Source organism: Rhodococcus sp. NPDC059234, assembly GCF_042754225.1.
Lineage (GTDB): Bacteria > Actinomycetota > Actinomycetes > Mycobacteriales > Mycobacteriaceae > Rhodococcus_G.
The window spans coordinates 1-10,969 of sequence record NZ_JBHZAH010000146.1; the positions used below are offsets into that span (position 1 = coordinate 1).

The 10,969-nt window shown below is 69.4% G+C and carries 11 protein-coding genes; 10 read left to right on the plus strand and 1 reads right to left on the minus strand.

Annotation, left to right across the window (positions count from 1 at the left end; all coding sequences use genetic code 11):
• Window positions 1-37 precede the first annotated feature (37 nt).
• The 7 genes from ACFXGJ_RS22080 to truB all read left to right on the plus strand — a co-directional run bounded on the left by ACFXGJ_RS22080 (window position 38) and on the right by truB (window position 5,948).
• A complete protein-coding gene (locus ACFXGJ_RS22080) occupies window positions 38-328 on the plus strand; it encodes a DUF503 domain-containing protein (RefSeq protein ID WP_378426799.1) in 291 nt (96 codons plus the stop codon).
• A 114-nt stretch (window positions 329-442) separates the two neighbouring features.
• Window positions 443-925, plus strand: coding sequence for a 30S ribosome-binding factor RbfA (gene rbfA / locus ACFXGJ_RS22085; RefSeq protein WP_378624844.1), 483 nt, complete (start codon window positions 443-445; stop codon window positions 923-925).
• Between the two features lie 7 nt (window positions 926-932).
• A complete protein-coding gene (locus ACFXGJ_RS22090; RefSeq protein WP_378624847.1) occupies window positions 933-1,931 on the plus strand; it encodes a bifunctional oligoribonuclease/PAP phosphatase NrnA in 999 nt (332 codons plus the stop codon).
• A 105-nt stretch (window positions 1,932-2,036) separates the two neighbouring features.
• Window positions 2,037-3,386 carry an MATE family efflux transporter gene (locus tag ACFXGJ_RS22095; RefSeq protein ID WP_378624851.1) on the plus strand — a complete coding sequence of 450 codons (1,350 nt, stop codon included), beginning with the start codon at window positions 2,037-2,039 and terminating at the stop codon, window positions 3,384-3,386.
• 5 nt (window positions 3,387-3,391) lie between these two features.
• Window positions 3,392-4,318: a metallophosphoesterase family protein gene (locus ACFXGJ_RS22100; RefSeq protein WP_378624854.1), complete on the plus strand. Its 927-nt coding sequence runs from the start codon at window positions 3,392-3,394 to the stop codon at window positions 4,316-4,318.
• Window positions 4,315-5,016: a 4'-phosphopantetheinyl transferase gene (locus ACFXGJ_RS22105; protein WP_378624858.1), complete on the plus strand. Its 702-nt coding sequence runs from the start codon at window positions 4,315-4,317 to the stop codon at window positions 5,014-5,016. Before ACFXGJ_RS22100 ends, ACFXGJ_RS22105 begins: the two co-directional genes overlap by 4 nt.
• A gap of 11 nt (window positions 5,017-5,027) precedes the next feature.
• Window positions 5,028-5,948, plus strand: a complete 921-nt coding sequence (truB, locus tag ACFXGJ_RS22110; RefSeq protein ID WP_378624861.1) for a tRNA pseudouridine(55) synthase TruB — start codon at window positions 5,028-5,030, stop codon at window positions 5,946-5,948.
• 88 nt (window positions 5,949-6,036) lie between these two features.
• Here truB and ACFXGJ_RS22115 read toward each other — a convergent pair whose 3' ends face one another.
• Complete coding sequence (locus ACFXGJ_RS22115) at window positions 6,037-6,726, minus strand: metal-dependent transcriptional regulator (protein ID WP_378624863.1); 690 nt, start codon at window positions 6,724-6,726, stop codon at window positions 6,037-6,039.
• Window positions 6,727-6,852: 126 nt separating this feature from the next.
• On the opposite strand from ACFXGJ_RS22115, the gene ACFXGJ_RS22120 reads away from it, so the two are divergent.
• From ACFXGJ_RS22120 to ACFXGJ_RS22130, 3 genes are all read left to right on the plus strand, one after another.
• Window positions 6,853-7,833, plus strand: a complete 981-nt coding sequence (locus ACFXGJ_RS22120) for a bifunctional riboflavin kinase/FAD synthetase (protein WP_378624866.1) — start codon at window positions 6,853-6,855, stop codon at window positions 7,831-7,833.
• Between the two features lie 196 nt (window positions 7,834-8,029).
• Window positions 8,030-8,299, plus strand: coding sequence for a 30S ribosomal protein S15 (gene rpsO, locus ACFXGJ_RS22125; RefSeq protein ID WP_378624869.1), 270 nt, complete (start codon window positions 8,030-8,032; stop codon window positions 8,297-8,299).
• 345 nt (window positions 8,300-8,644) lie between these two features.
• A complete protein-coding gene (locus ACFXGJ_RS22130) occupies window positions 8,645-10,918 on the plus strand; it encodes a polyribonucleotide nucleotidyltransferase (RefSeq protein WP_378624872.1) in 2,274 nt (757 codons plus the stop codon).
• The last annotated feature ends 51 nt before the right edge of the window (window positions 10,919-10,969 follow it).

The window sequence follows — 10,969 nt, forward strand, 5'->3', positions numbered from 1 at the left end:
CCCGCGGGACCCACACCGCGACCATCACGGAGGCTTGGTGTATCTCGGTGCTCTCGAGCTGGACATCCTGCTCGGCGACGTGCGGTCGCTCAAGGAGAAGCGTTCGGTGGTCAAGCCGGTGATCGCCGCGCTCGCCAAGTTCGGGGTGTCGGTCGCGGAGACCGGCGAGCACGACCGCTACCGGCGTTCGCTCATCGGTGTAGCGGTGGCCACGTCGGACGTCGACCATCTCAACGAGGTGCTCGACACCTGCGAGCGGCAGGTGGCCGCGAGACCGGAGCTGCAGCTCCTCGCCGTACGACGCCGGATCTTCGGCCCGGAGGACTGACCCGGTTCTTCTCGCCACACGGCTGCGGCGAAAGATGGACATTGGAACGAACCGGCGGCACCGCCGTCGTAGAGGATGTGACGGCACCGCCGTCGTTAGGAAGGGACTTCGGTCATGGCAGATCCGGCGAGGGCGCGAAAGCTGGCCAAGCGCATCTCGACGATCGTCGCAACGGCGATCGCCGACAAGGAGATCAAGGATCCCCGGCTGGACTACATCACGATCACCGACGCGAAGGTGACCGCCGATCTGCACGACGCGACCGTGTACTACACGGTCCGCGGCGTGGACCTGGAGACCGAGCCGGACATGGACGGCGCCGCCGCCGGTCTGGCGAAGGCGACAGGCGCTCTGCGTTCCAAGGTCGGGGCCGGCACCGGGGTCAGGTTCACCCCGACGCTGACGTTCGTCGCCGACACCGTCCCCGATGCGGCGCGGCACATGGAGGAACTGCTCGCCAGGGCGCGTGCTGCCGACGACGAGGTGGCCAAGGCCAGGGAGAACGCCACCCACGCCGGCGATGCGGATCCGTACAAGGAGCCGCGGTCCGCCGAGGACGACGAGGACGAACCGGTCGGCTCGGGCGAAGCCGACTAGGCCGGCGATGACCGTGACTGCGCAGACCTCCACCGCCGTGAACCCCGCCGAGATCGATCTCGAGGCCGCGGTGGCCCTCCTGTCCGAGGCGACGTCGGTGACGGTGCTCTGCCACGTCCAGCCGGACGCGGACACCATCGGCAGCGGACTGGCTCTCGCGCAGGTACTCGACCGGATGGGTACACCGGTGCAGGTGTCCTTCGCGAGACCCGACGTGCTCCCGGAGTCCATGCGCACGCTGCCCGGGGTGGACCTGCTGGTGGCGCCGGGTGACGTGCCCGCCGAGGTGGACCTGTTGGTGACGGTGGACTGCGGCAGTCGTGGCCGGCTCGGCGATCTGGCGGACCGACTCGACGGCGCTCGCCGCACGCTGGTGATCGACCATCACCGGTCCAACACCCGGTTCGGCCGGTACAACCTGGTCGACGACAGCGCCGAGGCCACCACCGCGGTGCTGGCCCGACTGTTCGACGCCTGGGGTGTGGAGATCGACCGCGACCTCGCGCACTGCCTGTACGCCGGCCTGGTCACCGACACGGGCTCGTTCCGCTGGGTCCAGCCCGGAACCCACGAGTTGGCGGAGCGGCTGATCGACACCGGCATCGATTCCGCGGCGATCACCAGGCGACTGCTCGACACCCACCCGTTCGGTTGGCTGCCGATGCTCTCGGCGGTACTGGGCACCGCGTGCCTGGTTCCCGACGCGGTCGGCGGTCGCGGCCTGGTCTACGCGTTGATCCGATACGCGGACACCGAGGGTATGGGCGCGGAGGAGATCGAGAGCGTCATCGACATCGTCCGCACCACCGCTCAGGCGGAGGTCGCCGCGGTGCTCAAGGAGAACGAGCCCGGCCGGTGGTCGATCTCGCTCAGGTCGAAGTCCACGGTCGACGTCTCCGAGGTTGCGGCCCGGGTCGGCGGCGGCGGACACCGGTTCGCCTCCGGGTACACCCACGAGGGCGACGACGAGAGTGTGGTTGCCGAGCTCCTCGGCGTGCTCGGGTGAGTCCTTCTCGGCGTGCTCGGGTGAGTCCTTCTCGGCGTGCTCGGGTGAGTCCTTCTCGGCGTGCTCGGGTGAGTCCTTCTCGGCGTGCTCGGGTGAGTCATCGACTTGGCTGAAACCTCGTCCCGGCAACGTCGGTCCGACCCGACCGCCCGGCGGATCCTGGGCCTGGCGCTCCCGGCGCTCGGTGTGCTTGCCGCGGAACCGCTCTACCTGCTCTTCGACATCGCGGTGGTCGGGCGGCTCGGTGCCCTGGCGCTCGCCGGGCTGGCCGTCGGCGGACTGATTCTCGCGCAGGTCAGCACCCAGTTGACGTTCCTCTCGTACGGCACCACCGCGCGGGCGGCGCGCCGCCACGGCTCCGGTGACGAGCACGGTGCGGTCCGCGAGGGCGTGCAGGCCACCTATCTGGCGGTCGGTATCGGTGTCGCCATCGTGATTGCCGTCCAGTTGCTGGCGCGACCGGTGACCGACGTGATCTCCGGCGGCGGCGACATCGCGGCGGAGGCCCTGCAGTGGCTGCGGATCGCGGTGTTCGGCGCACCGCTGATCCTGATCGCGATGGCCGGCAACGGCTGGCTGCGCGGGGTGCAGAACACGTTGCGGCCCTTACGTTTCGTGCTCGCCGGCCTCGGTGTGTCGGCGGTGCTGTGCCCGATCCTGGTGCACGGCCTCCTCGGTGCGCCCCGGTGGGAACTGGCCGGGTCGGCGGTCGCGAACGTGGCGGGGCAGTCCGTGACGGCGGCGTTCTTCATTGCGGCGCTGTTGCGGTCCGGGGTGTCGCTGCGCCCGCGGCCGGACGTGATGCGGGCACAGGTGGTGCTCGGGCGCGACCTGATCCTGCGCAGTCTCGCCTTCCAGGCCTGCTTCCTCTCAGCGGCCGCGGTCGCCGCGCGGTTCGGTGCGGCCGCCGTGGCCGCCCACCAGGTCGTCCTGCAGTTGTGGAACCTGGTCGCACTCACCCTGGACTCGCTGGCGATCGCGGCCCAGACGTTGGTCGGCGGCGCGCTCGGCGCCGGTCACGCGGCGCAGGCCCGGGGGCTCGCGCGCCGGCTGACCGGGTGGTCGACGGTGTTCGCGTTGTTACTGGCCGCGGTGTTCGCGCTGGGGCACTCGGTGATCCCGCCGCTGTTCACCGATGATTCCGCGGTGCTGGGCCAGATCGACGTCATCTGGTGGTTCTTCGTCGCGATCATGCCGGTGGCGGGGGTGGTGTTCGCACTGGATGGTGTGCTGCTCGGCGCCGGGGACGCGGCCTTCCTGCGCAACGCGACGCTCGGCTGCGCGGTGGTCGGGTTCCTGCCGCCGATCTGGCTGTCGCTCGAATTCGACTGGGGTCTGGCGGGAATCTGGTCGGGGCTTACGGTGTTCATGGTGCTGCGGATGCTTGCCGTCGTGTGGCGGACGAGTTCGGGGCGCTGGGCAGTGGTTGGCGCCGACATTCAGGCGGGAAGGTAGTGAGCGTGACGCGAAAGTTGTGGGCGGTGAGCGACACCCATGTCGGGCACCGCGGGAACCGTCCCATCACCGAGGACTTGTACCCGGAATCGCCGCAGGACTGGCTGATTCTCGCCGGCGACGTCTCGGAGAAGACCGACGACATCGCCTGGGCGCTGAAGCTGGCACGCAGCAGGTTCGAGAAGGTCATCTGGGTGCCCGGCAACCACGAGCTGTGGACCACCGCCAAGGACCCGGTGCAGATCCACGGCGTCGCCCGGTACGACTACCTGGTCAACATGTGCCGCGAGCTGGACGTGATCACCCCCGAGGACCCGTATCCGGTGTGGGAGGGCGAGGGCGGTCCGGCGACGCTGGTGCCGATGTTCCTGCTCTACGACTACAGCTTCCGGCCCGAGGGCACCACCACGAAGGAGCGGGCACTCGAGGTCGCCCGCGACAAGAACGTGGTCGCCACCGACGAGTTCCTGCTCTCGAGTGAGCCTTTCGCGACCCGCGACGCGTGGTGTCACGCCCGGGTGGAGTCGACGCGAGCTCGGCTCGACGCACTCGACCTGTCGATCCCCACCGTGCTGATCAACCACTTCCCGTTGGTCCGCGAGCCCACGCGGGTGCTGTTCTACCCCGAGTTCTCGCTGTGGTGCGGCACCGAACTGACCGCCGACTGGCACACCCGCTACAACGCGATCTGCAGCGTCTACGGGCACCTGCACATTCCGCGGACGACCTACTACGACGGCGTCCGCTTCGAAGAGGTCTCGCTCGGCTACCCGCGTGAGTGGCAGCGACGCGGCCTGCCGGAGCGGCTGCTGCGGCAGATCCTGCCGGTGCCGGAGTACCCGCCGGGCACGCTCAACAAGTGGGGCGGACACTTCAAGGTCACCCCCGAGCAGCAGGCCGAGTTCGACGCGATGAGGGCGGCCCGCGCATGATCGAGTCGATTCTCCCCGACGGGGTCGCGTACGCCGAGCTGTTCGAGGACCCGCCCGGTCTGACCGCGCTGCCCCAGGAGGAGGCGTTGATCGCGAGGGCGGTCGACAAGCGCAGGCGCGAGTTCATCAGTGTCCGGCACTGTGCGCGCGAGGCGATGGCGAAGCTCGGCGTGGATGCTGCCCCGATCCTCAAGGGGGACAGGGGCGTTCCGCTGTTCCCGCGCGGGGTGGTGGGGAGCCTGACGCACTGCGACGGCTACCGCGGCGCCGTGCTGGGGTACTCGATGCAGGTGCGGTCGGTCGGGATCGACGCCGAGCCGCACGGTCCGCTGCCGGACGGCGTGCTCGATGCGGTGAGCCTGCCGGAGGAACGGATCGAACTCGCCGCGAAGGCGGACGACCGGGTGCACTGGGACCGGCTGCTGTTCTGCGCCAAGGAGGCCACCTACAAGGCGTGGTTCCCCCTCACCGGGCGATGGCTCGGCTTCGAGGACGCGCGGATCACGCTGACCCTGTCCGAGGCCGGCGACGGGCCAGGAGCGGAGCCGGCGGAGCGACCCCGACGGCAGCTGACCGGTGCCTTCCGCTCCGAGTTGCTGGTGCCCGGACAGACCACCGACGGCCCGCCGCTGAGCTCCTTCGACGGACGCTGGCTGGTCGCCGACGGGCTCGTCATCGCCGCGATCACCGTCCAGTAGTCTCGAATCCCGTGCCTTCTCACCGCAAACCGTCCTCCGGCCTCGACGGCGCCGGGCTGTTGATCATCGACAAGGACGCGGGCATGACCAGCCACGACGTCGTCGCGCGCTGCCGCAAGATCCTGCACACCCGCAAGGTCGGGCACGCGGGCACGCTGGACCCGATGGCGACCGGTGTCCTCGTCCTCGGCATCGAGCGGGCCACCAAGCTGCTCGGATTGCTGGCGCTGACGACGAAGGCGTACTCGGCGACGATCCGGCTCGGGCAGGCGACGACCACCGACGACGCGGAGGGCGAGGTGCTCACCGAGGCCGATGCCTCCGCGGTCACCGATGCGGAGATCGCGGCCGTGACGAGCACCCTGACCGGCGACATCTCGCAGGTCCCGTCGTCGGTCAGCGCGATCAAGGTCGACGGGCAGCGGGCGCACAAGCTGATCCGGCAGGGCGAGGAGTTCGAGCTGGAAGCCCGTCCGGTGACGGTGGACCGGTTCGAGGTGACGGCCGCTCGCCGGGACGGCGCGTTCGTCGATCTCGACGTCGAGGTCGAGTGCTCGTCCGGCACCTACGTCCGGGCGCTGGCCCGCGACCTCGGCGCGGCCCTCGGCGTCGGCGGGCACCTGACGGCGCTGCGGCGCACCCGGGTCGGACCGTTCACCCTCGAGCACGCGCGCACCCTCGAGCAGTTGGCCGAGGACCCGGCGGTGAGCCTGGACATCGACCACGCCGCGCAGACCGCGTTCGCGCACCGTCAGATCACCGCCGAGGAGGCGGAGTCCATCAGTCAAGGGCGCTGGCTCGAACCGGTCGGGATCCCGGGCACGTACGCCGCCATCGACCCGAACGGGCACACGATCGCCCTGCTGCAGGAGCGTGGCCGGCGCGCCAGTTCGGTGATGGTGGTTCGCCCGGCGACCCTTCGCGGCCTGTAGTCCGCGACCCGGCGGGGTCGGCGGACCCTATGGGCGGTCCCGGTCCCGGTCCCGGTGCCGGTGCCGCTGTGCGGCGGGCCTCGCGCGATCAGCCCTCGACGAGCCAGATCGCGTCGGCGGCCGGATTGCCGAGTTCCACCGTGTCGCCGTCGCCCAGCCGCACCGAGACGGTGCCCGCGAAGTCGCGCCGTTCGAGCACGGTCACGGTCAGATCGAGCGCGATGCCGACCGAGTCGAAGTACCGCAGCATCGCCGGATCGGAGTCGGAGATCCGCGCGATCCGGCCGTACTGGCCGTCGGTGAAGTCGCTGAGCTGACGGGCGGCCGGGGAGGGGATCGACCCGTCCGGCGCCGGGATGGGGTCGCCGTGCGGATCGCGCTCGGGGTGACCGAGTTTGGCGTCGATCCGGGCGATCATCAGGTCCGAGACGGCGTGCTCGAGCACCTCGGCCTCGTCGTGCACCTCGTCCCAGCCGTATCCGAGCTCGTTGACCAGGTAGGTCTCGATCAGCCGGTGCCGGCGCACCATGGCGACCGCGGCCGCGCGACCGCGGTCGGTCAGCGAGATCGAGCCGTACCGTGCGTGGTCCACCAGGCCCTGGTCGGCGAGCTTGCGAATCGCCTCGGACACGGTCGACGCCGACACCCCGATCCGCTCGGCGAGCATCTTCGTCGACACCTGTTCGCCGGACCACTCACCCGCGGTCCAGATCACCTTGAGGTAGTCCTGCGCGACCGTGGTGAGAGTCCCCGCGCCGGCGGCCTTCGCGGTCGTCATTGCTGGTCCAGTCTTGCGTTCGCCCACGGGTCGAGCTTAGGCAATGTCGGCCCGTCGTGCCGCCACGACACCCGCGTACCGAATCCGAAGATGACGCGTCTCACGCAGGGCCGTAGGCTGCGATGCGTGCAGAGGTGGCGAGGTCTCGACGATGTGCCTGCCGATTGGGGGCGTTGTGTACTCACGATCGGCGTTTTCGACGGTGTGCATCGAGGTCACGCCCAACTGATCAGTCGCGCCGTGAAGGCGGCGAGCGAGCGCGGAATCCCCAGTGTGCTCATGACTTTCGACCCGCATCCGATGGAGGTCGTGCGGGCGGGCAGTCACCCGGCGCAGCTGACGACGCTGGCGCGACGAGCCGAGCTGGCCGAGGAACTGGGCATCGACGTGTTCTGCGTGATGCCGTTCACGACCGACTTCATGAAGCTCACCCCGGAGCGCTACGCCCACGAGATCCTCGTGGAGCGGCTGCACGTGGCCGAGGTTGTCGTCGGGGAGAACTTCACCTTCGGCAAGAAGGCGGCGGGCACGGTCGACCTGCTGCGCCAGATCGGTGGCCGCTTCGGGTTCGCCGTCGACGGGGTCAACCTGCTCGCCGAACACGCGGTCACCTTCTCCTCCACCTACATCCGATCCTGCGTGGACGCCGGTGACGTCGGCGCTGCCGCGGAGGCGCTGGGGCGGCCGCACCGGGTCGAGGGCGTCGTGGTGCACGGCGACGGCCGCGGACGTGAACTCGGCTTCCCGACCGCCAACATCGCGCCGCCGATGCACTCGGCGATCCCCGCGGACGGGGTGTACGCGGCGTGGTTCACGGTGCTCGGGCCGGGACCGGTGATCGGTACCGTCGCGCCGGGGGAGCGTCACCTGGCGGCCGTGTCGATCGGCACCAACCCGACCTTCTCCGGCCGTACCCGCACCGTGGAGGCCTTCGTCCTCGACGGCGAGGCCGACCTGTACGGCCAGCACGTGGCCGTCGACTTCGTCGATCGTCTGCGCGGCATGGAGAAGTTCGACTCGGTCGAGGCGCTCATCGAGCAGATGGGCCGGGACGCGGACACCGCCCGGGAGATCCTGACCAGAGCGGACCTGCACCACCGCGGCTGACGGTGGCGCGGGAGCACACTCCGGCCACCCGGGTCGCTCCGCAGGCTCCGCTCCTGCCCACCTCGCTCGCTCCGCAGGCTCCGCTCCTGCCCGCCCCGTTCGCCCTGGTAGGATTGCCTCTCGGTGTGTGCTGCGGTCCGCGGTGGCCACACTTGCTGTAAACAGTGCGCGGACGTCAGTGATCAGGAGATTCACAGTGGCTTTGACCACCGAAGAGAAGAAGGCCGTCCTCTCGGAGTACGGCTTGCACGAGACCGACACCGGTTCGCCGGAGGCGCAGGTGGCCATGCTCACCAAGCGCATCGTCGACCTCACCGAGCACCTGAAGGCGCACAAGCACGATCACCACTCCCGCCGCGGCCTGCTGCTGCTGGTCGGACGCCGTCGTCGTCTGCTCAAGTACGTCCAGAAGGTGGACATCGCGCGTTACCGCTCGCTGATCGAGCGTCTGGGTCTGCGTCGATAAGTATCCGACGCGCACCGTGAACATCCCGGTAGCCAGCGAGGCGAATGCATAGACTGAGCCTCGTTGGCTACCGGTGTTTGTACCACCAGGGTTTTTGTTCGACCAGATAGTTCGACCAGATAGAGCAAGACCAGCAGTACCCGGATCTACGAGATCCAGCCGTACGTACCGCCGTGGCGTCGGTCCTCGGTAGTGGCCTCTCGGCCGGGTCGTGAGCACGATGTTCACGATCCCCGAAGGGCTTCGATCGATGGCCGCCACCGCGCAGAGGTACGCCGCCGCGCCCAGGAGGGGCGCGCCGGCCACGCGGATACGGCAAAGACGAGAGGGAAGAGAAGAGTAGAGATGACAGTCAATTCCGCAGTAGAGGTCGACGAGGGCGTGTTCGAATCCACCGCCGTGATCGACAACGGGAGCTACGGCACCCGCACCATCCGTTTCGAGACCGGCCGCCTCGCCCAGCAGGCTGCCGGCGCCGTCGTCGCCTACCTGGACGACGAGACCATGCTGCTGTCGGCCACCACCGCCAGCAAGCACCCCAAGGAGCACTTCGACTTCTTCCCCCTCACGGTGGACGTCGAGGAGCGCATGTACGCCGCGGGCCGCATCCCCGGCTCGTTCTTCCGTCGTGAGGGCCGTCCCTCGACCGACGCGATCCTGACCTGCCGCCTGATCGACCGGCCGCTGCGCCCCTCGTTCGTCGACGGTCTGCGCAACGAGATCCAGGTCGTCGTGACGGTCCTGAGCCTCGACCCGAAGGACCTGTACGACGTCGTCGCGATCAACGCCGCATCCGCGTCCACCCAGATCGCCGGCCTGCCGTTCTCCGGCCCGGTCGGTGGCGTCCGCGTCGCGCTGATCGTCTCCGACGAGAACAAGGCCGGCCAGTGGGTCGCCTTCCCGACCGTCGAGCAGCTCGAGAACGCCGTCTTCGACATGGTCGTCGCCGGCCGCATCGTCTCCGGCTCCGGGGACAGCGCCGACGTCGCGATCATGATGGTCGAGGCCGAGGCCACCGACAACGTCATCGAGAAGATCGAGGGCGGCGCGCAGGCGCCGACCGAGGCCGTCGTCGCGCAGGGCCTCGAGGCCGCCAAGCCGTTCATCGCCCGGCTCTGCGAGGCGCAGCAGGCGCTCGCCGAGAAGGCCGCCAAGCCGACCGGCGACTACCCGGTGTTCCCGGCGTACCAGGACGACGTCTACGCCGCCGTCGCGGCCGCCGCCACCGACAAGCTCGGTGCCGCGCTGACCATCGCGGGCAAGCAGGAGCGCGACGACAAGACCGACGAGGTCAAGGTCGAGGTGCTCGAGCAGGTCGCCCCGAACTTCGAGGGTCGCGAGAAGGAGATCGGCGCGGCGTTCCGCTCGCTGACCAAGAAGCTCGTCCGGCAGCGGATCCTCAAGGACCACTTCCGGATCGACGGCCGCGGCATCACCGACATCCGGTCGCTCTCCGCCGAGGTCGCCGTGATCCCGCGGGCGCACGGCTCCGCGCTGTTCGAGCGTGGCGAGACCCAGATCATGGGCGTCACCACCCTCGACATGGTCAAGATGGCGCAGCAGATCGACTCGCTGGGCCCCGAGACCAGCAAGCGCTACATGCACCACTACAACTTCCCGCCGTACTCGACCGGTGAGACCGGCCGCGTCGGTTCGCCGAAGCGCCGCGAGATCGGCCACGGCGCGCTCGCCGAGCGCGCCCTGATGCCGGTGCTGCCGAGCCAGGACGAGTTCCCCTACGCCATCCGTCAGGTCTCGGAAGCGTTGGGCTCCAACGGATCCACCTCCATGGGTTCGGTCTGTGCCTCGACCCTGTCGCTGCTCAACGCCGGTGTGCCGCTCAAGGCGCCGGTCGCCGGCATCGCGATGGGCCTGGTCTCCGACGAGGTCGACGGCGAGACCCGGTACGTCGCACTGACCGACATCCTCGGCGCCGAGGATGCCTTCGGCGACATGGACTTCAAGGTCGCGGGCACGAAGGACTTCGTCACCGCCCTGCAGCTGGACACCAAGCTCGACGGCATCCCCTCGCAGGTGCTCGCCGGCGCGCTGTCGCAGGCGCACGACGCCCGCACCACGATCCTCGAGGTCATGGCCGAGGCCATCGACACCCCGGACGAGATGAGCCCGTACGCCCCGCGCGTCACGGCCATCAAGGTGCCCGTCGACAAGATCGGCGAGGTCATCGGCCCCAAGGGCAAGATGATCAACTCCATCACCGAGCAGACCGGTGCGAACATCTCCATCGAGGACGACGGCACCGTGTTCGTCGGCGCCACCGATGGACCGTCTGCGCAGGCCGCGATCGACATGATCAACGCCATCGCCAACCCGCAGCTGCCCAAGGTGGGCGAGCGCTTCCTCGGCACGGTCGTCAAGACCACCGCCTTCGGCGCGTTCGTCTCGCTGCTCCCGGGCCGCGACGGACTGGTGCACATCAGCAAGCTGGGCAACGGCAAGCGGATCAACAAGGTCGAGGACGTCGTGAACGTCGGCTCCAAGATCCGGGTCGAGATCGCGGACATCGACAACCGCGGCAAGATCTCGCTGATCCCGGTCGAGGACGAGGCCGCGGCCTCCGACGCGCCGGCCGAGAAGGGCGCCGACTCGGAGGCCTGATCGGCTCCGATCGCCTCGAGTGAACCCGCTGCCCCCGACCGTTCCCGGTCG

Excerpts from the sequence above, each read along its gene's own strand:
- ACFXGJ_RS22105 (WP_378624858.1), top strand. The coding sequence starts at position 4,315 with ATGATCGAGTCGATTCTCCCCGACGGGGTCGCGTACGCCGAGCTGTTC.
- ACFXGJ_RS22090 (WP_378624847.1), top strand. The coding sequence starts at position 933 with ATGACCGTGACTGCGCAGACCTCCACCGCCGTGAACCCCGCCGAGATC.
- ACFXGJ_RS22115 (WP_378624863.1), bottom strand. The coding sequence starts at position 6,726 with ATGACGACCGCGAAGGCCGCCGGCGCGGGGACTCTCACCACGGTCGCG.
- ACFXGJ_RS22130 (WP_378624872.1), top strand. The coding sequence starts at position 8,645 with ATGACAGTCAATTCCGCAGTAGAGGTCGACGAGGGCGTGTTCGAATCC.
- rbfA (WP_378624844.1), top strand. The coding sequence starts at position 443 with ATGGCAGATCCGGCGAGGGCGCGAAAGCTGGCCAAGCGCATCTCGACG.